The 24403-nt window shown below is 73.2% G+C and carries 22 protein-coding genes; 8 read left to right on the top strand and 14 right to left on the bottom strand.

What is annotated here, in order from left to right; translation table 11 throughout:
* Nucleotides 1-109: 109 nt before the first annotated feature.
* Complete coding sequence (locus ABZ370_RS13735) at nucleotides 110-880, bottom strand: peptidoglycan-binding domain-containing protein (RefSeq protein ID WP_358619893.1); 771 nt, start codon at nucleotides 878-880, stop codon at nucleotides 110-112.
* Between the two features lie 184 nt (nucleotides 881-1064).
* On the opposite strand from ABZ370_RS13735, the gene ABZ370_RS13740 reads away from it, so the two are divergent.
* Nucleotides 1065-2306, top strand: a complete 1242-nt coding sequence (locus ABZ370_RS13740; RefSeq protein WP_358619895.1) for an FAD-dependent oxidoreductase — start codon at nucleotides 1065-1067, stop codon at nucleotides 2304-2306.
* A gap of 95 nt (nucleotides 2307-2401) precedes the next feature.
* On the opposite strand, the gene ABZ370_RS13745 is transcribed toward ABZ370_RS13740, so the two are convergent.
* The gene (locus ABZ370_RS13745; RefSeq protein WP_358619897.1) at nucleotides 2402-3922 is read right to left on the bottom strand and encodes an amino acid permease; all 1521 of its coding nucleotides are present in this window, start codon (nucleotides 3920-3922) and stop codon (nucleotides 2402-2404) included.
* A gap of 94 nt (nucleotides 3923-4016) precedes the next feature.
* Nucleotides 4017-5024: a hypothetical protein gene (locus tag ABZ370_RS13750; protein ID WP_358619899.1), complete on the bottom strand. Its 1008-nt coding sequence runs from the start codon at nucleotides 5022-5024 to the stop codon at nucleotides 4017-4019.
* 305 nt (nucleotides 5025-5329) lie between these two features.
* Between ABZ370_RS13750 and ABZ370_RS13755 the strand changes: the two genes are divergently transcribed.
* From ABZ370_RS13755 to ABZ370_RS13765, 3 genes are all read left to right on the top strand, one after another.
* The gene (locus ABZ370_RS13755; RefSeq protein ID WP_358619901.1) at nucleotides 5330-6802 is read left to right on the top strand and encodes an FGGY family carbohydrate kinase; all 1473 of its coding nucleotides are present in this window, start codon (nucleotides 5330-5332) and stop codon (nucleotides 6800-6802) included.
* 88 nt (nucleotides 6803-6890) lie between these two features.
* The gene (locus tag ABZ370_RS13760; protein ID WP_358619903.1) at nucleotides 6891-8339 is read left to right on the top strand and encodes an NAD(P)/FAD-dependent oxidoreductase; all 1449 of its coding nucleotides are present in this window, start codon (nucleotides 6891-6893) and stop codon (nucleotides 8337-8339) included.
* Complete coding sequence (locus ABZ370_RS13765; RefSeq protein WP_358619905.1) at nucleotides 8336-9616, top strand: FAD-dependent oxidoreductase; 1281 nt, start codon at nucleotides 8336-8338, stop codon at nucleotides 9614-9616. Before ABZ370_RS13760 ends, ABZ370_RS13765 begins: the two co-directional genes overlap by 4 nt.
* Nucleotides 9617-9663: 47 nt before the next feature.
* Here the strand turns inward: ABZ370_RS13765 and ABZ370_RS13770 are convergent, their stop codons facing one another.
* Entirely contained in the window at nucleotides 9664-10038 is a 375-nt protein-coding gene (locus ABZ370_RS13770; protein ID WP_358619907.1) for a S4 domain-containing protein, read from the bottom strand.
* A 30-nt stretch (nucleotides 10039-10068) separates the two neighbouring features.
* On the opposite strand from ABZ370_RS13770, the gene lpdA reads away from it, so the two are divergent.
* Nucleotides 10069-11469 (top strand): dihydrolipoyl dehydrogenase, encoded by a 1401-nt coding sequence (gene lpdA, locus ABZ370_RS13775; protein WP_358619909.1) that lies wholly within the window; start codon nucleotides 10069-10071, stop codon nucleotides 11467-11469.
* Nucleotides 11470-11481: 12 nt separating this feature from the next.
* Here the strand turns inward: lpdA and ABZ370_RS13780 are convergent, their stop codons facing one another.
* A complete protein-coding gene (locus tag ABZ370_RS13780) occupies nucleotides 11482-11697 on the bottom strand; it encodes a hypothetical protein (protein ID WP_358619911.1) in 216 nt (71 codons plus the stop codon).
* Nucleotides 11698-11891: 194 nt separating this feature from the next.
* Here ABZ370_RS13780 and ABZ370_RS13785 point away from each other — a divergent pair, with 194 nt between their 5' ends.
* The gene (locus tag ABZ370_RS13785) at nucleotides 11892-14390 is read left to right on the top strand and encodes a SpoIIE family protein phosphatase (RefSeq protein ID WP_358619912.1); all 2499 of its coding nucleotides are present in this window, start codon (nucleotides 11892-11894) and stop codon (nucleotides 14388-14390) included.
* Nucleotides 14391-14449: 59 nt separating this feature from the next.
* On the opposite strand, the gene ABZ370_RS13790 is transcribed toward ABZ370_RS13785, so the two are convergent.
* From ABZ370_RS13790 to ABZ370_RS13815, 6 genes are read right to left on the bottom strand one after another with little or no spacing between them, the layout of a single operon-like run.
* Nucleotides 14450-15430: an MBL fold metallo-hydrolase gene (locus ABZ370_RS13790; RefSeq protein ID WP_358619914.1), complete on the bottom strand. Its 981-nt coding sequence runs from the start codon at nucleotides 15428-15430 to the stop codon at nucleotides 14450-14452.
* A 60-nt stretch (nucleotides 15431-15490) separates the two neighbouring features.
* The gene (locus tag ABZ370_RS13795; RefSeq protein ID WP_358619915.1) at nucleotides 15491-17017 is read right to left on the bottom strand and encodes a glutamate synthase subunit beta; all 1527 of its coding nucleotides are present in this window, start codon (nucleotides 17015-17017) and stop codon (nucleotides 15491-15493) included.
* A 37-nt stretch (nucleotides 17018-17054) separates the two neighbouring features.
* Nucleotides 17055-18113, bottom strand: coding sequence for a nitronate monooxygenase (locus tag ABZ370_RS13800; protein WP_358620386.1), 1059 nt, complete (start codon nucleotides 18111-18113; stop codon nucleotides 17055-17057).
* Nucleotides 18114-18142: 29 nt separating this feature from the next.
* Entirely contained in the window at nucleotides 18143-18877 is a 735-nt protein-coding gene (locus ABZ370_RS13805; protein ID WP_358619916.1) for a CoA-transferase, read from the bottom strand.
* Between the two features lie 16 nt (nucleotides 18878-18893).
* Nucleotides 18894-19763 (bottom strand): CoA-transferase, encoded by an 870-nt coding sequence (locus ABZ370_RS13810; RefSeq protein ID WP_358619918.1) that lies wholly within the window; start codon nucleotides 19761-19763, stop codon nucleotides 18894-18896.
* Entirely contained in the window at nucleotides 19760-20575 is an 816-nt protein-coding gene (locus ABZ370_RS13815; RefSeq protein ID WP_358619920.1) for an enoyl-CoA hydratase family protein, read from the bottom strand. Before ABZ370_RS13815 ends, ABZ370_RS13810 begins: the two co-directional genes overlap by 4 nt.
* A gap of 85 nt (nucleotides 20576-20660) precedes the next feature.
* Here ABZ370_RS13815 and ABZ370_RS13820 point away from each other — a divergent pair, with 85 nt between their 5' ends.
* Nucleotides 20661-21467 carry an SDR family oxidoreductase gene (locus ABZ370_RS13820; protein WP_358619921.1) on the top strand — a complete coding sequence of 269 codons (807 nt, stop codon included), beginning with the start codon at nucleotides 20661-20663 and terminating at the stop codon, nucleotides 21465-21467.
* A complete protein-coding gene (locus tag ABZ370_RS13825; protein WP_358619922.1) occupies nucleotides 21464-22378 on the top strand; it encodes an SDR family oxidoreductase in 915 nt (304 codons plus the stop codon). The genes ABZ370_RS13820 and ABZ370_RS13825 overlap by 4 nt, the downstream gene beginning before the upstream one ends.
* A gap of 32 nt (nucleotides 22379-22410) precedes the next feature.
* On the opposite strand, the gene ABZ370_RS13830 is transcribed toward ABZ370_RS13825, so the two are convergent.
* From ABZ370_RS13830 to ABZ370_RS13840, 3 genes are all read right to left on the bottom strand, one after another.
* A complete protein-coding gene (locus ABZ370_RS13830; protein WP_358619924.1) occupies nucleotides 22411-22785 on the bottom strand; it encodes a hypothetical protein in 375 nt (124 codons plus the stop codon).
* The gene (locus ABZ370_RS13835) at nucleotides 22728-23015 is read right to left on the bottom strand and encodes a hypothetical protein (protein ID WP_358619926.1); all 288 of its coding nucleotides are present in this window, start codon (nucleotides 23013-23015) and stop codon (nucleotides 22728-22730) included. Before ABZ370_RS13835 ends, ABZ370_RS13830 begins: the two co-directional genes overlap by 58 nt.
* Before the next feature lie 111 nt (nucleotides 23016-23126).
* Nucleotides 23127-24383 (bottom strand): transglycosylase family protein, encoded by a 1257-nt coding sequence (locus ABZ370_RS13840; RefSeq protein WP_358619927.1) that lies wholly within the window; start codon nucleotides 24381-24383, stop codon nucleotides 23127-23129.
* Nucleotides 24384-24403 lie beyond the last annotated feature (20 nt).

Below are 24403 nucleotides of genomic sequence, written 5' to 3' on the forward strand. Positions count from 1 at the left end.
CCGCCTTGCAGCTACACGCTCCCCCAGCTACCGCTGGGAGGTGCCCCCTGACCCCGCTCCCTGATCCGGCCTGATCCAAACGACAGACCCTAGCCCGCCGAAGCGCCCGTCAGGTGACCGTGCCGGTGCGGGACTCCAGGTCGCGCCGCGTGTCGTCGCCGTACACCCCGTCCTCGTCGCCGCGAATCCCGTACCACAGCTGGAAGCGGGCCACGGCCTCGGTGAGGGTCTGGTCGTACTGGCCGTTGACCCGTCCGTCCCGATAGACGTCGGGGATCTTCAGCAGCCGCGTCTGGAGCTCGGAGACCTGCGGACCGCTGTCCCCCTGGCTCAGCACACCGGCCTGGTTCCCCGGCGGCGCCGGGACCGCCGTGGTGGGGGCGGCGGACGCGGTCGGCGCCCGCCCGGCGTCCGACGCCGTGGGGCCGCCGCCCGGTGAGGCGATGCTGATGGCCGCGCCGCCGGGGAGGAGCAGGACGAGCGTGAGGGCGATGCCCAGCCCGACCCCCGCGACGATCAGCACGGCGGTCCGGGGATGGCGCCGTACCGTCGCGGACGGCGCGCCATCCGCCGGCGCGGCAGACGCGGCAGACGCGGCAGACGCGGCAGCGGGCTCGGGCGGCGGGTCCACCGAGGCCCAGGAGTCGGACGCCGAGATCCGGCCATTGATCTCCTGGGTCTCGTCTTCGGCGAACCGGAGCGCCTCCGGGGGGAGCGTTTCCCCCCTTTCGCCCGGCGGCCGGAACAGATCCAGGTCCTCCATCCATTCCTCCACCGGCTCGTCCGCGTCCTCGCCGGACTCCGGTCCCGGACGGAAGATCGCGGTCGGCTCGATCACGTGACGCCCGCCCGCCCGGTCGGGATCGGTTTCGGCTGTCATACAGACCTCCTTGTGCCCCACGCCATTCAGCGGGGGATACGGACGGAAGTCCGGGAAGACTCAAGCCGATCGCCATCCGGCGATCGGAGCCGTGACAATCACCCGACTGCCGCGCCCCGCACCGGGCACGGGAAGGGAATCGATACGGAACGGCCCCGCAAAGCACCCCGAAGGGAGCACATCGATGGAGCGGACCACATGTTGCGTGGTGGGCGGCGGTCCCGCCGGGATGGTCCTCGGGCTGCTGCTGTCCCGGGCGGGCGTGGACGTCACCGTGCTGGAGAAACACGGGGACTTCCTGCGCGACTTCCGCGGCGACACCGTGCATCCCAGCACCCTGGCACTGCTGGAGGACCTGGGCCTGGCCGAGCGGTTCGCCGCGCTGCCGCAGCGTCATGTCCACTCCGTCCAGCTGCCGATCGGCGCGGACGGCGAGCTGTTCACCGTCGGCGATCTGAGCGCGCTGCCGGGCCCGTACAACTACGTGGCGATGGTGCCGCAGTGGGATCTGCTGAACCTGCTGGCGGACGAGGCCGGGAAGGAGCCGTCGTTCCGGTTGCGGATGAACACCGAGGTCACCTCCTTCGTCCAGGAGCGCGGCCGGATCACCGGGGTGCGCTACCGCACCGCCGACGGCGACAGCGGTGAGCTGCGGGCCACCCTCACGGTCGCCTGCGACGGCCGCGGCTCGCTGGCCCGCCAGCTGCCGGAGCTGGGGCTGCGGGAATTCGCCTGTCCGATGGACGCCTGGTGGTTCCGGCTGCCGCGGCACGAGGGCGATCCGAGGGGGCTGGTGGGCAACGTCGGCGACCGCTTCCTGACCGCCATGATCGACCGCGGCGACTACTGGCAGTGCGCCGCGCTGATCCCCAAGGGCGCCGATGCCGCCCGCCGCGCCGCCGGTCTGGACCGTTTTCTGGCCGCGTTCGCGGACGCCACCCCGTGGATGGGCGACCGCGAGCCGGAGCTGCGCTCCTGGGACGAGGTGAAGCTGCTGGACGTACGGCTGGACCGGCTGCGCCGCTGGCACCGGCCCGGACTGCTGTGCATCGGCGACGCGGCGCACGCCATGTCGCCCGTCTTCGGCATCGGCATCAACCTCGCCGTCGAGGACGCCGTCGCCGCCGCCCGGCATCTGGCCGGGCCGCTGCGCGACGGCACGGTGGGCCTGCACGACGTCCGTGCCGTCCAGCGCCGCCGCTGGCCCACCGCCGCGGGCACCCAGGGCCTCCAGCGGATCGCCCACGCCCGGGTCATCGCGCCGCTGCTCGCGGGGCGGTCACCGTTCGGCGACGGCAAGAAGCCGCTGCGGCTGGCGGAGGTGCTGACCCGGGCACCCTGGCTCAAGCGGGCCCCGGCGTACTTCCTCGCGTACGGCGCGAAGCGTGAGCGGCCCCCGGTCGCGTCGCTGCTGCGCGGGGATTAGTGACCGCGTACGACGGCGGCGGGGCCGGGGTGCGCAGAAACGTATCTGCGCACCCCGGCCCCGCCGTCTCGACCAGCCCCCGGATCGGACCCGGCTCAGACGATGCCCTCGGCGATCTCGGCCTCCTCACGGGCGGAGCCATAGGCGGAGGGAGTGTTGTACGAACGGCGGGCGACGAACCACCAGACGGTGGCCAGGATCAGCACCGCGGCCAGCGCGATCGACGCGTAGTTCATCGAGTCGACCGTCACCGGGCTGGACTGCGGCAGGCAGAACAGCACCGTCACCAGCGCCACCCACACCACCGCCACCCAGCCGATCGGCTTGCTCCAGCGGCCCAGATGCCATGGCCCCTTCTCGAACCGGTCCCCGGCCCGCAGCCGCAGGTAGACCGGGATCGCGTAGGCGGGGGTGATGCCGATGACGTTGATGGCCGTCACCGCGCCGTACGCGGTCTCCGAGTACAGGGACGGCAGCGCCAGCAGGCCCGCCACCGCGACCGACAGCCACACCGCGAGCACCGGGGTCTGGGTGCGGGGGCTGACCCGCTGCCACAGCCGAGAGCCCGGCAGCGCGCCGTCCCGGCTGAACGCGAACACCATCCGGCTGGCAGCCGCCACCTCGGCGTTCCCGCAGAACAGCTGCGCGGCGATGACGATGAGCAGCATGGCCGTGGCGCCGCCGGTGCCGAGCGCGTCGATGAGGATCTGCGCGGGCGGCACCCCGGTGGCGCTCGCTTGCGTGCCCGCGTAGTCCTGAATGGCGAACGTCAGCCCCGCCAGCAGCACGAACCCGGCAACCCAGGACACCCAGATGGCGCGCACGATGCCACGGGCGGCGGATACGGAGGCGTTGGACGTCTCCTCGGACAGATGCGCCGAGGCGTCATACCCGGAAAACGTGTACTGGGCGAGCAGCAGGCCGATGGCGGTCACATAGAGGGGATTCGACCAGCCGGTGTTGTTGACGAATTCGGTGAACACGAATTCCGGCGACTGATGGTGGGACGGAATAATCGCCAGCGCCCCGACGATGATCGCGACACCCCCCAAGTGCCACCACACACTGACCGAGTTCAGCACGCTGACCAGACGCACTCCGAACAGGTTCAGGGTGGCGTGCAGCAACAGGATGCAGACGAAAACAATCATGGTCGATTGCGGAGTGGGATCGAACCCCCACTGCAAATTGAGCAGCGCCCCGGTGAACTGGGCCGCGCCGTAGTCGATACCGGCGATCGCGCCCAGCAGCCCCAGCAGATTGAGCCAGCCGGTGTACCAGCCCCAGGCGCGGCCCCCGAGCCGGTCGGCCATGTAGTAGAGGGCGCCGGAGGTCGGATACGCGCTGGTGACCTCCGCCAGCGCCAGACCCACGCACAGCACGAACACACCCACACCGGCCCAGCCCCACATCATGACCGCGGGGCCGCCGGTGTCCAGTCCGAACCCGTACAGGGTCATGCAGCCGGACAGAATGGAGATGACCGAGAAGCTGATGGCGAAATTTCCGAAGCTTCCCATGCGGCGGGCCAGCACCGGTTGGTATCCCAGCTCGCGCAGTCTCTGTTCTTCGTCCTGTGGTGGTGTGGAAACGGAACGCGACCAGGGTGTGGACATGAACGTACCTCCGGAAGGGAATTCGGGGACGGTCAGCAGAGGTGGGCAAAGAGACGGGAAAGAGATAGGGAGGAAACGGGGATGAAGGAACGGTTCAGCTGTTGGAGCCGGGTCTGTTTCCGCGGGCGCCCGCGATACAGCGGACCCGGGCGCGCAGGAACATGTCCTCGGCCCGTGCGCGGTCATTCGCGTCGGACGTGCGATAAGCCCAGGGGAGCGGGGTGAAATACGGTCCCAGCGCCTCGAAGACCCGGGCCGCTTCGGGGAATTGCAGCGCACCCCACAGGGCGTGCGCCAGATGGTTGAGGTCCAGCAGCGAGCTGGTTTCCCGGTCCGCGTGGTCGAACCAGAGGCGCAGCGCCCTGTCGGCGTCCCGCGCCGCGTCCTCGGTGGCCCAGTGCAGGTCCAAGGCCTTCTCGTAGCCCCGTTCCTCGCGGTACCGCTCGACATGGACGTACAGCGGCAGCACATGCAGCGGGGAGCCCTCGGGCGCCCCCGAGACCACCCACTGCACGAAGTTGACCGCCTCGGCCAGCGAACCGCCCGCCCGCCGCGCGTACACGAACTGCAGCATCCGGTGGTACGTCTCGCGGTTGTACGGATCGCGCCGGTCGGCCTCCGCCAGCAGCTCCCACGGGCCGGGGAACAGCAGCGGCCCCGGCGGGTCCGCCCGGTGTTCCGGCAGCCGCTGCTCCTTGTCGAGCTGGGCGAGCGCCAGCAGACACACCCAGGGGACCGGGTCCGCGGGGGAGTTGTGCGCGGCCAGCTGGCAGGACTCCCACGCCTCCCGCCACAGCTCGCGGGTGCGCTGGTGCCCCTCACGGTGGGCGCGCACGGCCCGCTCCACCACCACCCGGGTGTGCATCACCAGCGCGGCGGCACACCGGGGTTCCTCGGCCCGCCACGCCTCCACCACATTGGACCCGGCCGCCACCGCGGCCAGTACCTGGGTGCGCTGGGTCCACTGGGCCCAGGTCGGTGTCTCGGCCAGCAGGTCGCGCATGGATATCCAACGGCCCGTGCGCACACCCTGCAGCGCGACGCGCAGTCCGCTGTCGTAGCCCGCCGGATGGTAGACGGGGCGGAACACTTCCTCGGGCATCGGATGACTTTCGGACGGAGCGTGGTGGACCGGGCGCGACGGAGTCCAGGGCCTGACGAGTGGATGTCCGGGATCTTATAGCCATACCGTCATGACTCAAGTGGGCCAGGGTCCGCATCCGGCCCATGACCGCAGGCCGTGTCCGGTAAGCGGGCCCCGGGTATGCGGTCTTGACGCGGCCTCGTCGCTGCACCACGCTTTCAGCCAAGATCTATCTTGCCGCTCGCCACCAGACAACCTCACCGGACAACCCCGCCGAAGAACGACCCCCCACCGAAGAACGACCCCCCACCGAAGAACCGGACATGCCGCCTGCAGAGCGTCCCCACCGCACATCGCCCGGCCCCGCGACCGGAGCTGTGCTCGCCGTCGACCAAGGCACCTCGGGCACCAAGGCGCTGGTCCTCTGTCCGGAGCGCGGTGTGCTCGGCTCCGCCGAGGTGGCCGTACACCCGCGCCACCTCCCCGGCGGGCTGGTCGAGGTCGACCCCGCCGCCCTGCTCGAATCGGTCGTCGACGCCGGACGCCAGGCCCTCGCGCGGGCCGGTGAGCCGGTCGTGGCGGTCGGACTCGCCAACCAGGGCGAGACGGTGCTCGTGTGGGACCCCGCGACCGGCGCCCCGCTGACCGACGCCCTGGTGTGGCAGGACCGGCGCGCGGAGACGGTGTGCGCGGACCTCGCGGAACACGCGGACACCCTGCGCCATCTCACCGGGCTGCCCCTCGACCCGTACTTCGCCGCGCCCAAGATGGCCTGGCTGCGCCGCCACCGGACCCGCGAGGGCGTCGTCACCACCAGCGACGTCTGGCTGATCCACCAGCTCACGGGCGCGTTCGTCACCGACGCGGCCACCGCCGGGCGCACCGGGCTGCTCGACCTCGACCGCGTCGTATGGTCCCCGGAGGCGCTGGACCTCTACGGTCTGACGGCCGAGCAGCTGCCCAGGGTCGTCGACGCGGACACCATGGCCGGAACCACCACCGCCTTCGGCGGCGAGATCCCGCTCACCGGACTCCTCGTCGACCAGCAGGCCGCCCTGCTGGCCCAGAGCGTCACCGAGCCCGGCACCGCCAAATGCACCTACGGCACCGGCGCGTTCCTGCTCGCCCAGACCGGACCCCGGCCCCGCCGCTCCACCAGCGGCCTGGTGAGCTGCGTGGCCTGGCGGCTCGGCGGGAACACCAGCTACTGCCTCGACGGGCAGGTGTACACCGCCGCCTCTGCCGTGCGCTGGCTCACCGGCCTGGGTGTGATCGGCGGGGCCCAGGACCTCGACCCGGTGGGCGGCTCCGTGCCGGACAGCGGGGGAGTGACGTTCGTACCGGCGCTCGCCGGACTCGCCGCCCCTTGGTGGCGCGGCGACCTCCGGGGCTCGGTGACCGGCCTCGGCCTCGACACCACCCCCGGCCACTTGGTGCGCGCCCTGTGCGAGGGCATCGCCGCGCAGGTGGCCGAGATAGCCGACGCGGCCGCCGCCGACCTGGGCGGACCGCTCACCACCCTCCGGGCCGACGGGGGCCTCACCCGCTCCGCGCTGCTCCTGCAGACCCAGGCCGACCTGCTGCAACTGCCCGTCGAGGTGTCCGCCCTGCCCGATGTCACCGCCCTCGGCGTGGGCGCCGTCGCCCGGCTGGGAATCGACCCCGGCCTGCCGGTCGCACAGGCCGTCCCGGAGTGGAAACCGGCCGCCGTCTACACACCGCGGATCAGCGCGGACGAGGCCGCCGAGCGCCGGGCCGGTTTCCGGTCGGCCGTGGCCACGCTGATCCGCCACTGAGCAGCTGATCCGCCACCGAGCAACCGCCGCCGACCCGCCACTGAGCAACCGCCACCGAGCAACCGCACCAGGAGCCAAGGAACCCAGCATGACCGTAACGACCACGGGTGACCTTCCCGGCGAGGTCTACGACGTGGCCATCATCGGCGCCGGGGTGGTCGGCACCGCCATCGCCCGCGAACTCGCCGCCCACCGGCCGCGCATCGCCCTTGTGGAGGCCTCCGACGACGTCGGCGACGGCACCTCCAAGGCCAACACCGCGATCCTGCACACCGGTTTCGACGCCACGCCCGGCACCCTGGAGGCCCGGCTCGTCCGCGAGGGCTACCGGCGGCTGAACACCTTCGCCGCCGAGGCGGGCATCCCGGTGGAACCGCTCGGTGCCCTGCTCGTCGCCTGGGACTCCGAACAGCTCGCCGCGCTGCCCGCCCTCGCCGAGAAGGCTGCACGCAACGACTGCCACGACACCCGAATCCTGGGCGCGGACGAGGTGTACGCGCGCGAACCACATCTGGGACCCGGCGCCCTCGGCGCCCTCGAAGTCCCCGGCGAGAGCATCATCTGCCCCTGGACGACCACCCTCGCCTACGCCACCCAGGCGGTGCGCGGTGGCGTCGACCTGCACCTCAACTGCACCGCAGGAGCCATTACCGCCGCCGGAGCCACCACGGAATACGACCACCACGAAATCGCCACCAGCCGCGGCCCGTTGCGCGCCCGCTACCTGGTCAACGCCGCCGGACTGCACTCGGACGAGATCGACCGGCGGCTCGGCCACACCGAGTTCAGCGTCACCCCGCGGCGCGGCCAGCTCATCGTCTTCGACAAGTTCGCCCGCGGCCTGGTCGGCAGCATCCTGCTGCCGGTGCCCACGGCACTCGGCAAGGGCGTGCTGGTCGCGCCCACCGTCTACGGCAACGTCATGCTCGGCCCCACCGCCGAGGACCTCGACGACAAGCACGCCACCGGCTCCTCGGCCGCCGGGCTGTCCCTGCTCCGCGACAAGGGCGGCCGCATCATGCCGGAGCTGCTGGACGAGGAGGTCACCGCGGTCTACGCGGGGCTGCGCGCCGCCACCGAACACGCCGACTTCCAGATCCGTGCCCACCCCGAACAGGCCTACGTGGCCGTGGGCGGCATCCGCTCCACCGGGCTGACCGCCTCCATGGCCATCGCCGCACACGTCCGGGACCTGCTCACCGACTGCGGACTCGACCCGGGCCCCGCCCGGCAACTCGAAGCGCCCCGGATGCCGAACATCGGCGAGGCGTTTCCGCGCCCCTACCAGCGCGCCGACCTCATCGCCGCCGACCCCGCCTACGGCACCGTCGTCTGCCACTGCGAGCGCGTCACCCGCGGCGAGATCCGCGACGCGCTGCGGGCCACCGTGCCCCCGGGGTCGCTCGACGGACTGCGGCGCCGCACCCGTGCGCTGGGCGGCCGCTGCCAGGGCTTCTACTGCGGCGCCGCCGTACGCGCCCAGTTCGACGAGGCCCGCGCCCACCCCGCCGCCGCACCGACCGAGGCCCGCCGATGACCACCACCGGCCCCACCGGCCCCATCGACCGTACTCATCGCACTCATCGGACCGTGGACGTCCTGGTCATCGGCGCCGGACCCGCCGGACTCGCCGCCGCCACCCGGCTGGCCGAGGCCGGAGTGGACACCGTGCAGGTCATCGACCGTGAGCAGCACGCGGGCGGCATCCCCCGCCACTGCCACCACACCGGATTCGGAGTGCGCGATCTGCGCCGGATGCTCAGCGGCCCGGAGTACGCCCGCCGCCACATCGCCGCCGCGCTGCGCGCCGGGGTCAGCCTGCGCACCGGCGTCACCGCCACCGGATGGGCCGGGCCGCGCACCGTGGACCTCACCGCGCCGACCGGGCTGGAGCGCGTCACCGCCAGGGCCGTGGTCCTCGCCACCGGCGCCCGCGAACGCCCGCGCAGCGCACGGCTGGTGCCCGGCACCCGGCCCGCGGGCGTCTACACCACCGGGCAGCTCCAGCAAGCCGTCCATGTGCACCACCAGAGCATCGGCCGCCGTGCGGTCGTCGTAGGCGCCGAACGCGTCGGCTACTCCGCGGTGGACACCCTCCACGCCGCCGGGGTCGAGGTCGCCGCCATGGTCACCGGCCTGCCGCGCCACCAGACCCACCCGGTGCGCCACCTCGGCGCCCGGCTGCGCCACGGCGTGCCTCTGCTCACCGACACCACTGTGACCGGGCTGACCGGCCGGGACCGGCTGACGGGCGTCAGCGTGGGGCACCGGGACGGCCGGACGGCGACCATCGGCTGTGACACCGTGGTGTTCACCGGCGACTGGATTCCCGACCACGAACTGGCCCGCAGCGCCGGAATCCCCCTCGACCCCGGCACCCGGGGGCCGGAGACCGACGCCGGATTCCGTACCCGCGAGCCCGGGGTCTTCGCGGTGGGCAATCTGCTGCACCCCGTCGAGACGGCCGCCACCGCCGCGCTGGACGGCCGGTTCGCCACCGGTCCGGTGCTGCGCCATCTGGCCGGTGAGCCATGGCCGACGGCCCCGCTCCCGGTCCGGACCGACGCACCCCTGCGCTGGGTGGCGCCGGGCCGGATCGCCCCGGACGGCCCGCCCCCGCCGCATCGCCGCTTCACCCTGCGCACCGCCGCGTTTCTTATCCGGCCGGTGCTCACGGTCCGCCAGGACGGCCGCACCCTGCACCGGCAGCGCGTCCCACGCACCGTGGCCCCGGGCCGCCCGCTCCATCTGTCCGCCGACTGGATCGCCCGGGCCGACGCCCACGGCGGCCCGGTACGGATCGGCGTCGAGTGATCAGCGTGACCGGCACACCGGGGTGGGCCAGGCCCGCGCCCCCGGTGTCACAGCCCGCGCAGCCGCTCCATGTCGCGCCGGTCGCGCTTGGTCGGGCGGCCCGTGCCACGGTCGCGCAGCCCGATGGCCACGGCCTGCTCTTTCGTCGGCGGGGGCGGGCTGTTGTCCACGTAGCACTCGACCGCCACGGCCGCCCCGACCCGCTTGCGCACGATCCGCGACACCACCACGACCCGGTCCCGGCCCGCGTGGCGCAGCCGCACCTCGTCACCCGCCCGCACCGCCTGGGCGGGCTTGACCCGGTCCCCGTTGACGCGGACGTGCCCGGCCCGGCAGGCCGAGGCGGCGAGCGAACGTGTCTTGGTCAGCCGCACGGACCAGATCCAGCTGTCGACCCGAACGGACCCCTCGTCTGAAGCCATACCCCGACTCTAATGTCTAAGGTGCGACGCATGAGCGCACATTTTGACGTCGTGGTCCTGGGGGCGGGGTCGGGCGGCTATGTGGCGGCGATCCGCGCCGCGCAGCTGGGCCTGCGCACGGCCGTCGTCGAGGAGCGGTTCTGGGGCGGCGTCTGCCTGAACGTCGGATGCATCCCGTCCAAGGCCCTGCTGCGCAACGCCGAGCTGGCCCATCTGCTCACCCACGAGGCGCAGACCTTCGGCATCCGGGTGAACGGCGAGCTGAGCCTCGACTACCGGGTGGCGTACGAACGCAGCCGGAAGGTGGCGGACGGCCGGGTCAAAGGCATCCACTACCTGATGAAGAAGAACAAGATCACGCAGTACGACGGCCGGGGCACCTTCACCGACCCCCACACGCTGCGGATCGCGCTCACCGACGGCCGGGTGGAGGCCGTCTCGTTCGACCACTGCGTCATCGCGACCGGGGCCACCGCCAATCTGCTGCCCGGCACCTCGCTCAGCGAGCGGGTGGGCACCTACGAGGAGCAGATCCTCGCGCCGGACCTGCCGGGCAGCGTCCTGATCGCGGGCGCGGGCGCCATCGGCGTCGAGTTCGCGTACATCCTGCACAGCTACGGGGTGCAGGTGACGCTCGTGGAGTTCCTGGACCGGATCGTCCCCCTCGAGGACGAGGACGTCTCCGCCGAGCTGGCCCGCCGCTACCGCAAGCTCGGCATCAACATCCTCACCTCCACCCGGGTCGAGGCGATCAACGACACGGGCCCCGCCGTCAAGGTCATGGTCACTACGGGCGGCCAGCGCCAGACCCTGCGGGCCGGGCGGGTGCTCCAGGCGACCGGGTTCCGGCCGCGGGTGCGGGGGTACGGGCTGGAGCGCGCCGGGGTCGGGCTGACCGACCGGGGCGCCATCGATGTCGACGGCCGGTGCCGCACCAGCGTGCCGCACATCTTCGCGGTCGGCGACGTGACCGCCAAGCTGATGCTCGCCCACGCCGCCGAGGCGATGGGCATCGTCGCTGCGGAGACCATCGGCGGCGCGGAGACCATGGAACTCGACTACGTGATGATCCCGCGGGCGACGTTCTGTCAGCCGCAGATCGCCAGCTTCGGCTGGACCGAGGCCCAGGCGCGCGAACGCGGCTTCGACGTCAAGGTGGCCACCTTCCCGTTCACCGCCAACGGCAAGGCCCACGGGCTGGGCGACCCCGGCGGCTTCGTGAAGCTCATCAGCGACGGCCGCCACGGCGAGCTGCTCGGCGGCCACCTCATCGGCCCCGAAGTCACCGAACTGCTGCCGGAACTCACCCTCGCGCAAGCGTGGGACCTGACCGTGCACGAGGTGGCCCGCAACATCCACGCCCACCCCACCCTCGGCGAGGCGGTGAAGGAGGCCGTGCACGGCCTCGCGGGACACATGGTCAACCTGTAGCGGCGGCCGTCATCAGGTCTGGCACGAGCTGGAGTCCGACGCTCCCAGGAGATTGACCGGGACGGTGACGAAGGAGAACTGGTTGCTCGCGCATACGCCGGGGAAGGCCATGTTGCTGGTGTTGTTGACGGTGAGATCGGGACCGTCGGCCGCGGCGGCGCCGACGGTGCCGACGGCGAGGGACGCGGCGGTGAGGGCGAGCGTGGACAGGGCCGTCCGGATGCGCATGAGGGCTCCTTGCTGAGGGTGAACAGCCGGATATGACCGGCTTCAGGCCTATAGTGCCCCTTTGGTGAGGGATCGTCGGCCAGCATCCCTCCAATGGCGGAAGGCGGGCCGGTCGGCGCAGGTCGCCCGGTCACTCCGAGCCGCCACCACCAGATGTGACGGATGCCCATATGTGAGATAAAAACCCTGTGAAGGTGCGTTCTGCCCTGGGCTTGCGCAGCGTCGCCGGGCAGGTGTGCGCCCTGATGCTGATGATCGTGACGCTGCTGGTGCTCGCCACAGGAGCCACCCTGGTCCTTCAGGCCCGCAGCGGCCACGAGAGCCAGGCCCGGGGGCGCGCCCTCAGCCTCGCGCAGACCTTCGCGTCCGCCCCCGGCGTCCGGCAGGCGCTGGAGTCCCGCGATCCCTCCACGGTCCTCCAGCCCTACGCGACGAGACTCCGGCGCGATTCCGGGGTCGCCTACATCGTGGTGACCAGCCCCCGGGGCATCCGCTACGCCGACCCCGACCCGAAGCTCATCGGCACCCGCGCCGCCATCCCCCTCTCTCCGGCCACGGCCGGCCGGCCCTTCACCGACACGACCCCCGCCGTCGCGCTCTCCGCCCCCTCGATCCGCGCGGCGGTCCCCGTCACCGGTGCCGGGGGCAAGATCATCGGCATCGTCAACGTCGGCGTCACCCTTCCCAGCGTCGCCTCCTCGGTAGGCCGTCAACTGCCGGTGCTCTTCGGCTCCACGGTGCTCGCCCTCGTCCTCGGCGCCGGCGGCGCGGCGCTTGTCGGCAGACGGCTGCGGCGCCAGACCCACCGGCTGGACCCCGCCGAGATCACCAGAATGTACGAACACCACGACGCCGTGCTGCGCGCCGTCCGGGAAGGCGTGCTCATGCTCGACGGCGAGGGCCGGATGGTGCTCGCCAACGACGAGGCCCGGCGGCTGCTCGGACTGGAGCCCGAGATGCGCGGCGGGCGGATCACCGAGGCCGGTCTCGCACCGGAGACCGCCGGACTGCTCGCCTCCGGCCGGACCGTCACCGACGAGGTCATCCAGGTCGGGGACCGGCTGCTGGTCGTCAACCAGCGCCCCACCTCGGGCCGGGGACAGCTGTGGGGCAGCGTCGCCACCCTGCGTGACACCACCGAACTCCAGGCGCTGACCGACAAGGCCGACGCGGCCTGGGCCCGCCTGGAACTCCTCTACGACGCGAGCGTCGGCGTGGGCACCACCCTCGACATGACGCGCACCGCCGAGGAACTGGCCGACGCCGCGGTCCCGCGCTTCGCCGACTTCGCCACCGTCGACCTGCTGGAGTCCGTGCTGCGCGGTGAGGAGCCGGTCGACGCGCGGTCCCGTATGCGCCGCGTCGCGGTCAGCGCCGTACGGGAGGAGCGGCCCCGCCCGCCCTCCGGGCACACCCTGCTGGCCGTCCCGCTCAGCGCCCGCGGGGTGCTGCTGGGACAGGTCGAGTTCCGGCGCCTGGAGGGCGCCGCCCCCTTCGAGGACGAGGACCAGTCCCTGGCCGAAGAACTCGTCGGCCAGGCGGCCGTCGCCATCGACAACGCCCGGCGGTACGCACGCGAACACGCCACCGCGCTGGCCCTGCAGCAGAGCCTGCTGCCCCGCGGCCGCCCCGAACAGCAGGCCGTCGAAGCCGCCTACCGCTATCTGCCCGCCACCGCCGGAGTGGGCGGCGACTGGTTCGACATCATCCCGCTGTCCGGCGCCCGGGTCGCCCTCGTCGTCGGCGACGTCGTCGGCCACGGACTGCACGCCGCCGCCACCATGGGACGCCTGCGCACCGCGGTCCACAACTTCTCCGTCGTCGACCTGCCGCCCGATGAACTGCTCGCCCGGCTCGACGACGTGGTGGCCCAGCTCGACCAGGAGGAGGCCGCCAGGAACGGCGGCATCGGCGCGGTCGGGGCCAGCTGTCTGTACGCCGTCTACGACCCCGTCGCACAGCACTGCACCCTGGCGCGGGCCGGTCATCCGCCGCCCGCCGTCGTCGACCCGGGCGGCGCCGTGACCATCCCGGACCTGCCCGCCGGGCCGCCGCTGGGCCTCGGCGGACGGCTCTTCGAGGCGTCCGGAATCCCGCTGCCCGCGGGCAGCCGACTGGTCCTCTACACCAACGGACTCGTCCAGGACCGCGAACGGGACATCGACACCGGACTCGACCTGCTGCGCCAGTCCCTCGCCCCCGCCGACCCCGACCCGGGGCGCACCTGCGATGCCGTGATGCGTGCCCTGCTGCCGCCGCACCCCACCGACGACGTGGTCCTGCTCGTCGCCCGCACCAGCGCCCTGGACGAGCGGCACGTCGCCACCTGGGACCTGCCCTCGGACCCCGCCGTGGTCGCCGGGATGCGGGCCGCCGTCGCCCGCACACTGGCCGACTGGAACATGGACGAGGCGGTCTTCACCACCGAACTGGTCGTCAGCGAACTTCTCGGCAATGCCATCCGGCACGCCGACGGTCCGATCCGGCTGCGGCTGCTGCGCAACCGCACGCTGATCTGCGAGGTCGCCGACGGCAGCAGCACCTCCCCGCATCTGCGCCGCGCCGCCATCACCGACGAGGGCGGCCGGGGCCTGTTCCTGGTCGCCCAGATGGTCCAGCGCTGGGGCACCCGCTACACCAGCGAAGGAAAGATCATCTGGGCGGAGCAGGATCTGCCGCCGGGGCTCAGCTGACGATGGCGGCCGCCGTGGTCAGCAGCTCGGGGAGCGTGGCGCGGTGACCGCCCGCCCGGTCAGCCCTGTCGCAGGTCCCAGGCCACCTGGGCGACATCGGCGATCATGGCGGCGATCTCCGGCCGGTCCTCCCCGCCGTTCAGGTGGCGGTACTCGGTGCCCACCGTGATCACCATGCGCTCGGGCAGCCCCGGCCGCGGGAAGGCGTTCTCGGCGATGATCTTGCGGGCCGCCTCCAGGGCGGGGACCCCGGCCGTGTGCAACTGCTGTGCCCGGTCCCGGATGTGCTCCAGATAGCCGATGTGGCCGCGGACGCCGTCCCGGTCCAGCACCGGGCCGTGGCCGGGGACGATGGTCTGCGCCCCGGTGTCCAGCACCCGCTCGCACGCGGCGATCACACTGTCCAGCGGGCCCGCCCAGTGCACCGCGTGGTCGCCGGGGTCCTTGGGGCTGGAGGCGAAGATGACATCGCCGGTGAACGCCACCTTCTGCCGCGGCAGATACGCGATGAGGTCGCCGGTGGTGTGCGCGGCGGGCAGCGCGGTCAGCTGCACCGGCACCTGCCCGATCCGCAGGTCCAGCTCGCCGGTGAAGGTCGTCGTGGGCTCGACGACCTCCGTGCCGTCCCAGTCGAACCGTCCGAAGTGGCTCTGGAGATACCAGCCGAGCGGCGTCGCCGGGTCGCTGCCGCGCACCATGGCGTGCAGTTCCTGCGGGTCCGGTTCGTACTCGATGTGGCCGAGCGCCTCACGGGTGGCCACGATGTCGGCGCCGCGCACGACCTCCGCGCCCCACAGATGGTCACCGTTCGCATGGGTGACGATCACTCGCCCGATCCGTCCGCCCTCGGGCAGCAGCGTCCGGCTGCGGTCCAGGAAGTCCTGGGCCATGTGCCGGTCGTAGGGGGAGTCGATCCAGGCGGCGGCGCCATCGGGGGACACGATCAGCCCACAGTTGGCGAGGCCCCAACCGGCGCTGGGCGTGGGGGTCCACAGGTGCACACCGTCGGCGAGGGGGAGGAGCGGTGAAGGGGAGTTCATGCACGGCACAGTACTCACCGGGGCCCGGACGATCACTCAACCCCCCGCCCGCGCCCGGGCTCACGCCGTCATGGGCCGGTCCGCCGGTCCGACCGGGTCGGGGAGGGCGGTGCCGCCGGTCAGATAGCGGTCCACCGCGGCCGCCGCCGAGCGGCCCTCGGCGATCGCCCATACGATCAGCGACTGCCCGCGGCCCGCGTCACCCGCCACGAAGACCCCCTCCCGGCCGGTTCCGAAACCGGCGTCGCGGGCGAGATTGCCGCGTGCGTCCAGCTCCAGACCGAGCTGTGCGAAGAGTCCGCCGTCCCGCTCCGGACCGCTGAAGCCGAGCGCGAGCAGCACCAGATCGGCCCGCAGCACCCGCTCGCCGCGCCGTTCGTCCCCGGGCGCCTCCGCCCGTCCCGGCGGCACTTCCGGAACGGCGCCGACGAGGTGGAGCGCACGGACCCTGCCCTGCGGCCGCCCCGGGCCCGGCGTGTCGCCCTCGAAGCGGACGGTCGTGGCCGAGAACACCCGGGCGTCCACGTCCGCCTCCGGGGAGGCCGCCAGCTCCCGCGCCTCCTCGTGCGCCGCGGACATCCGGTAGACCTTGGGGTAGATGGGCCAGGGCTCGCCCTCCGTCCGCTCGTCGCCGGGCCGGGGGTGGATGTCCAGCTGGGTCACGGAGGCGGCGCCCTGCCGCAGCACCGTGCCCAGGCAGTCCGCGCCGGTGTCCCCGCCGCCGACGATGACCACGTGCTTGCCCTCGGCGGTGATCGGCGGCCGGTCGTAGTCGCCCTCCTGGACCCGGTTGGCCAGCGGCAGGTACTCCATCGCCTGGTGGATTCCGGCCAGCTCCCGGCCCGGCACCGGCAGTTCGCGCCAGGCCCGCGCGCCCACCGCTATCACCAGCGCGTCATAGCGCGCCCTCAGCTCGGCGGCGTCCACATCGGTGCCCACGCCCACGCCGGTACGGAACTTGGTGCCCTCCGCGCGCATCTGCCGCAGCCGCCGGTCCAGATGGTGCTTCTCCATCTTGAACGAGGGGATGCCGTACCGCAGCAGCCCGCCCACCCGGTCGTCCCGTTCGTACACCGCCACCGTGTGCCCGGCGCGGGTGAGCTGCTGGGCGGCGGCCAGCCCGGCGGGGCCCGAGCCGATCACGGCCACCGTCCGGCCCGACAGCCGCTCCGGCGGCTTCGGGACCGCGTAGCCGCTCTCCCACGCCCGGTCGGCGATGGCGACCTCGACGTTCTTGATGGTCACCGCGGGCTGGTTGATCGCCAGCACACACGCGGCCTCGCAGGGCGCGGGGCACAGCCGTCCGGTGAACTCCGGAAAGTTGTTCGTCGCGTGCAGCCGCTCGCTCGCCCGCCGCCAGTCGTCCCGGGAGACCAGATCGTTCCAGTCCGGGATGAGGTTCCCCAGCGGGCAGCCGTCATGGCAGAACGGGACTCCGCAGTCCATGCAGCGGTCCGCCTGCGCGCTGACGATCGGCAGCAGTCCGCCGGGAACGTACACCTCGTCCCAGTCGCGCACCCGCTCGTCCACCGGGCGGCGCGGCGGAAGGCGGCGTGGTGTGGTGAGAAAGCCCTTCGGGTCGGCCATGACCTCCTCCAGTACCCATGTCCTGGTCTGGCCGCTTTCACCCCACTGTACGGCCGCCCGGCATCCGGTCCAGGGCCGCGGCGGCCTCGGTCATGATCCGCTCCACCAGCTCCGCGCACGACGGCAGATCGTCGATCACCCCCGCCACCTGCCCGGAGGCCATCACGCCGGTGTCGGTGCGGCCGTCCACCATCGCCGCCTTCAGCAGCATCGGAGTGTTGGCGGCCAGCAGCACCTGGCTCCAGGACAGCCCCGTGCCGCGCCGCATCGCCCGGCCGTCGCGCACCATGCGGGCCCAGCTCAGCCCGGACAGCCGCCGGAAGGCCGCGGCGTGGCGCACGGCGCGTACGAGGGCGGCGGCGCGCCCGGAGCGTTCGAGGGCGGCTACCAGGTCGCTGCGGAGCATCCGGTGGGGGAGCCCGTCCACCGCGGTGGTGACCGTGATGTCCGGGGCCGCCGCCGCCAGATAGCGGGCCTTCACCGCGGCCGGGACGGTGCTGTCGGAGGTCAGCAGGAAGCGGGTGCCCATGGCGATCCCGGCCGCCCCGTACGCGAGCGCCGCCACCAGGCCGCGCCCGTCGTGGAAGCCGCCCGCGGCCACCACCGGGATGTCCACCGCGTCCACGACCTGGGGAAGCAGCACGGTGGTCGCCACGCCGCCGGTGTGGCCGCCGCCCTCGCCGCCCTGCACCACCACCGCGTCCGCGCCCCAGCCCGCCACCTTCTCGGCGTGCCGCCGGGCGCCCACGGACGGGATGACCACCACGCCCGCGTCCTTCAGCCGGGAGATCAGCTCACGCTTCGGCGCCAGCGCGAAGGACGCCACCCGTACGCCCTCCTCGATGATGATCCGCACCCGCTCCCCGGCGTCCCCGGCGTCGGCCCGCAGATTGACGCCGAAGGGTGCCCCGGTACGGGACGCGACCTCCCGCACCGCCGACCGCAGCCGCTCCGGGGACATGGTCGCGGAGGCGAGGATGCCCAGCGCCCCGGCGTCGGCGGCCGCCGAGACCAGCCGGGGGCCCGCCACCCAGCCCATGCCCGTCTGGACGATCGGATGCCGGACGCCGACGAGCCGGGTCAGCGCGGTGTCCATCGGCGCGTCATCCATCGGCCCTGTGGCCATCAGGGCCGTACCTCGCGCTCGCGCAGTCCCGCCGGATCGACGACCTCCCGGATCAGCCGCAGCTCCTCGGCGGTCGGCTCCCGGGTGGCGGGAGTGCCGTCGGGGACGGCGAGCGGGAAGCCGGTCGCCTCCCGGACCCGCTCGGCGGACACGCCCGGGTGCAGGGAGCGCACCCGCATGGTGCGGCCGGGCGTCTCGAAGTCGAGCACCGCGAGGTCGGTCACCACGCGGGGGATGCGGTGGAAGCGGGCCGCGGAGGGACCGGCGGCTAAGGCCCGGTCGTAGCCGACGCCGCACACCATGTCGACGCGCTCGACGAAGACCCGCGGGGAGTGCCGGGGCACCCAGTAACTCGTCGGGTTGTTGACGGTGTTGACGGGCGCTCCGCGCACTCCCAGCAGCTGCCGCCGGGGCCGCTTCCAGTCGCCTACGCAGGAGATGTTCTGGTTGCCGTGGGCGTCGAGCTGGCTCGCGCCCATCATCACATGGCGTTTGCCGCCCATGACCAGCCCGAGGTGGCGGCGGTACGGCAGCCAGCCCTCCACGGTCTCGTCATCGGCGCCGACGAGCAGCGCCTCGCCGTCGGTGAGCAGCAGATCGGGCGCGAAGGTGAGCCTCGCCAGCCGGGCGCCGATCCGCGGTATGACGCCCATCGGGGCGGCCAGCACCTCCCCGTCGCCCCGCCAGGCCTCGGCACAGGCCAGCACGCAGTACTCGGCCCGGGTGACGGTCATCGCTCCATGCCCTCCTTCATCGCTCCATGCCCTCCTTCGCGTACGCCGCGACCGCGGCCTGGTACGTGTCCTCGTCCCCCGCCAGGAACCGCCGGGTGAACTCCCGCCAGTCCGCCGGGTCGGCGGCGGCCCGCGCGTACGCCCTCTGGAACGCCTCGTCCCGTCCGTAGTCGGGGGCGCAGGAGGTGAAGTGCGCGCCGTGCGGGGTCTCGATCACGCCGGTCACCGCATGACGCCCCACCAGCAGCGACTGCGGACCGGCCGCTTCCAGGAACTCCGGAGCGGCGACGACGCGTTCGCAGGAGAGATACGCCTGCTCCGCCGCCTCGCAGAACAGGTCGTCGAAGTACGGATCGGGGCCCAGGTACTGGCCGTTGCCCTGCGCGTCCGCCCGGTTGAGGTGGACGAGCGCGACGTCCAGCCGCAGGGCGGGCACCGCCACCAGCTCCTCGCCGTCCTCGTAGGGCGAGACCACCGTCCGCAGATCCGGATTGACCGTCATCACGTCCGACCCGAGCCCCGCCCGTATCGGCAGGAAGGGAAGCCGGTGCACGGCCGCGGTCAGCCCCCACAGGAACATCGCCTCGTCCAGCTCCACCAGCTCGAAGTCCGCGCGCTCCCGGGCCGCCCGGAAGTGCGGCTCCAGCGGGATCGAGTCGAGCGTGGCGAAGGCCGTGACCAGCTTGCGGACCTTCCCGGCGGCGGCCAGCAGCCCGACATCCGGCCCGCCGTACGCGACCACGGTCAGATCGCGGACGTCCGAACGCAGCAGCGCGCGCACCAGTGCCATCGGCTTGCGCCGGGAGCCCCAGCCGCCGATGCCGACTGTCATGCCGCTCTCGATCCGGCCGACGGCCTCCTCCGCGCTCATCCGTTTGTCGCTCATCGCCGCTCACCCCCTCCGGGAACCCCGGCTCCGGACGTGCCCGGGACCACGGACGCGCCCGGGACCGCGGACCCGCCCGAGACGAACGCGTCCCGGTGCTTGTCGGAGAGCCCCGCGAGATTCGCCTCGAAGGTGAAGCCCTGCTCGAAGCGGTAGCTGCGGTGGACGTCGACCGGGTCGATGCCGTTGATGGCCGCCTTGGCGAGGCGCAGCAGCGCACCGTCCTTGGCGGCGATTTCCCGGGCCAGCTCCAGGGCGGCGTCCCGCAGCGCGGCGCGCGGCACCACCCGCCACACCGAGCCGTGCCGGTGCAGCTCCGCGGCGGTCGCGGTACGCGAGGTGAAGTACAGCGCGCGCATCAGATGCTGGGGGACGAGCCGGGCCAGATGGGTAGCCGCGCCCAGCGCTCCCCGGTCCAGCTCGGGCAGTCCGAACGTCGCGTCCTCGGCCGCCACGATCGCGTCCGCGTTGCCCGCCAGGCCGATCCCGCCGCCCAGGCAGAAGCCGTGCACGGCGGCGACGACCGGGACCGGGCAGTCGTAGACGGCCGCGAACGCCGCGTGGCAGCCGTGGTTGGCGCCGATGAGCGCCTGATGCCCCTCGGCGCGCTGCATCTCCTTGATGTCCACCCCCGCGTTGAACCCCCGGCCCTCGGCGGCCAGGACCACACAGCGCACCCCAGGGTCGGCGCCCGCGGTGCGCAGCGCGTCGGCCAGTTCGTACCAGCCGTGCACGGGAAGGGCGTTGACCGGTGGGAAGTCCACGGTGACGACGGCGACGCCCGCTTCGGGGGCGGAGGTGGAGACACCCATGAGCAGATCCGCTACCTTTCCACCAAACGTTTGTTAGGCGTGAAGGTAGCAGCGCCCGGCGCACAGCGGGAGGGTGAAAGGGGCAATGGCCGTCTCCATCGACCTGTCCGGACGCGTCGCCGTCGTCACCGGCGGCACCCGCGGTGTCGGCGCGGGCATCGCCCGGGCCCTGCTCGCGGCCGGTGCCGAGGTCGTGGTCTGCGCCCGGCGCCCACCGGACCACCCGGTCGCGGCCGCCGGGCGCACGGCCCGCTTCCGGCCGCTGGACGTACGGGACGCGGCCGCCGTCGCGGACTTCTTCGCCCGGGTGCGCGACGCCCACGGCCGCCTGGACCTCCTGGTCAACAACGCCGGGGGCAGTCCGTACGGGCTGCTCGCCGAGTCCGGCCCGCGCCGCGCCGCGCGGGTCGTCGAACTGAACCTGATCGCGCCGATGACGGTCGCCCTCGGTGCCTACGAGGTGATGCGCGATCAGGAGGGCGGGGGATCGATGGTGATGATCGGCAGCGTCAGCGGTACCCGCCCCTCGCCGGGTACGGCCGCCTACGGAGCCGCCAAGGCGGGCCTGGACAGCCTCGCCCGCACCCTCGCCGTCGAATGGGCCCCCGCGATCCGGGTCAACACCCTGGTCCTCGGCATGGTCCACACCGAACTCGCGCATCTGCACTACGGCGACGCGCCGGGCGTGGCCGCCGTGTCCCGCACGGTGCCGCTGGGCCGCCTCGCCACCCCGGCGGAGGCGGGCGACGCGTGCGTCTTCCTCGCCTCGGGCCTGGCCGCGTACATCACCGGCGCGAGCCTGGCCGTCCACGGCGGCGGAGAGCGCCCCGCGTTCCTGGCGGCGGCGCGGCCGCGGGCGGACGTACCCCCCTCAGGAGGAGAAGCAGGATGACAGGCATCTGCACCGGACGCGTCGCCGTCGTCACCGGCGCCGGGCGCGGTCTCGGCCGGGCGCACGCGCTCGCCTTCGCCGCCGAGGGCGCGCGCGTCGTCGTCAACGACCTCGGCGTGGGTCCGGACGGCGCGGGGGAGTCCTCCGGGCCCGCCCAGGAGGTGGTCGAGGAGATACGCGCCCGTGGCGGCCGGGCCGTCGCCCACGGCGGCGACATCGCCACCGCCGACGGCGCGGCCTCCCTGGTCGCCGCCGCCCTCGACGCCTACGGCCGGCTCGACACCCTCGTCAACAACGCCGGATTCCTGCGCGACCGCATGCTCGTCAACCTCGGCGAGGACGACTGGGACGCGGTGATCCGCGTCCATCTCAAGGGGCATTTCCTGCCCCTCCGGTACGCCGCCGCACACTGGCGCGCCGAGGCGAAAGCGGGCCGGACGCCCACCGCGCGGGTGGTCAACACCAGCTCCGGGGCCGGACTGCTCGGCAGCGTCGGACAGGGCAACTACGCGGCCGCCAAGGCCGGGATCGTCGGCCTCACCCTCGTGGCCGCGGCCGAGATGGGCCGCTACGGAATCCAGGTCAACGCCGTCGCCCCGGCGGCCCGCACCCGCATGACGGAAGCGACGTTCGCCGACACCATGGCGGCCCCCGACGAGCCCGGCGCGTTCGACGCGATGGCGCCCGGCAATGTCTCGCCGCTCGTCGTCTGGCTCGGCTCCGCCGCCTGCGCCGGGGTCACCGGACGGGTCTTCGAGGCCGAGGCCGGGCGCATCACCGTCATGGAGGGCTGGCGGCCCGGGCCCACCGCCGACAAGGGCGCCCGCTGGACCCCGGCCGAGGCCGGTGAGGCCGCGGCGAAGCTGCTCGCCGACGCCGAGCCGCCGGGGCCGGTGTACGGGGCGTCCTGACGCTCCCGGGGCGCGCCCGGGCACGGCCCCCCTCAGGGCACGCATCGGGCGCGCCGCAGCACCGTCAGAAACCGGGAGGCGAAGACCGGGTGGCCCTCGGCCGAGGGGTGCAGCCGGTCCAGACCCTCCGGCTCCAGCAGCAGGCGGGTACAGCGGAGCCCGAACACCTCCGGACCGTGGACGTAAGTCAGGTGCGCATCGCCGTGGTCGTGCAGCAGCGCGACGGCCCGCCGCAGGTCCGGCTCGGCGACGCGGCCCCGCGCCCCCTGCGAGATGGAGCTGCCGAAGTGGACCCAGCGCGGCCGCTGTTCCGCGCTGTCGCGCTCGGCGGCGGCGCCCGCGTCCAGGGTCAGCCCGCGCAGCCGGAACCGGTGGTAGTACGGCGGCCACAGCTCGACCGTCGCCATGTGCCCCGGCAGCCCGTCGATCCGGACCTCCGCGTCCCGCCGTGCGTCTCCAGGCCGACGGTGGCCGTCCGCCGCCCGTCGCACACCACGTCGAGCCGGACCCGCTCCCCGGGGCCGTTCAGCTCCGGCGCGGGATCGGCATGGTAGCGGCAGCCGCCAGGGCGCGGTCCAGCCGGAGCCGCGCTGAAGGGAGACCGCGCCGCGGTAGCGCAGGCGCGGATCGTCGTCACCGATGCCGGGCGGGGCGGGCCGATCGTGCACGGGCAGGGACAGGGCCATGGACCGGGAGTCTGGCACGCCCCACCGACAGCGAGCGTTTCCGAGCCGCCTCGAAAGCCGCCTCAGATGCTGATGCCGCGGGCGCGCAGATAGCTCAGCGGGTTGATGTCCGTGCCATAGGCGGGCCCGGTGCGCACCTCGAAGTGCAGATGCGGACCGGTGGTGTTCCCGGTGTTGCCCGAACGGCCGATCTGCTGGCCGACGCTGACGCCCTGCCCGGCCCGCACCGACAGCTGCGACAGATGCGCGTACTGGCTGTACTTGCCGTCCGGGTGCCGGATGACGACCTCGTAGCCGTACGCGTCCGCCCAGCCCGCCGAGACCACCTGGCCCGTGGCGACGGCCTTCACCGACGTGCCGACCCCCACCGGGAAGTCGACGCCGGTGTGATGGCCGCTGGACCAGCTCGACCCGGACGCGCGGTATTCGGTGGTCGGGCTGACGCCGCTCACCGGAGCGGTGAAGCCGGTGGTGGCCGCGGGCTTCGCGGCGGGCTTGCTCGCGCGCCGCTCGGTGTGGCGCGGTGCGGCCTTCGGCTCCGCCTTGGCCTTCGCCTTGGGCTGGGCTCTGTGCTTGGCCTGGGGCTTCGCCTCGGGCCTGGCCTCGGTCCTGGTCTTCGCCTCGGGCGTGGCCTTGGCGTCCGCCGCGGCCTTGGTCCCGCTCAGGGAGAGCTTCTGGCCGGGGTAGATCAGATCGGGGTCGGAGCCGACCGTCGCGCGGTTGCTCTCGTAGAGCGCGTGCCAGCCGCCGCGCACCTCCTGCGAGTCGGCGATCCGGGACAGGGTGTCGCCGCCCACGACCACATAGGGGCCGGATTTCGTGGTCGCGTTGCCCGGCAGGCTGGTGGGCGTCGGCTTGCTCTGCCGGACCTGCTCGGCGGTGTGCGCGCGCTCCTTGGCCGCCGCCGTGACGACCTTCGGGGCGCTCTGCGGCGCGGCGGTGTCCTGCCCCAGACCGGCCTTCCCCGAGCACACCGGCCATGCCCCCGGGCCCTGGCCGTCGAGCACCTTCTCGGCGACGGCGATCTGCTGGGCCTGGGTGGCCAGGTCGGCCCGCGCCGCGTAGGCGGTGCCGCCGTACGCCTCCCAGGTGCTCTGGGTGAACTGCAGTCCGCCGTAGAAGCCGTTCCCGCTGTTGATGTCCCAGTTGCTGGTCGACTCGCACTGGGCGACCTTGTCCCAGGTCTCGCTGGAGGCGGCGTTCGCGCCCGCGGCGGCGACCAGGGGGAGTGCGATGCCGGCGCCGCCCGCCGTGACGCTCAGCGAGGCACGGGAGATGCGGTTGGGCTTATAACGGCGGTGGCGTCCCCGTAAGGGCATGGACGGCTCCTTCTCCTGCT

This window comes from Streptomyces sp. NPDC005962, from assembly GCF_040629205.1.
Classification (GTDB): domain Bacteria; phylum Actinomycetota; class Actinomycetes; order Streptomycetales; family Streptomycetaceae; genus Streptomyces.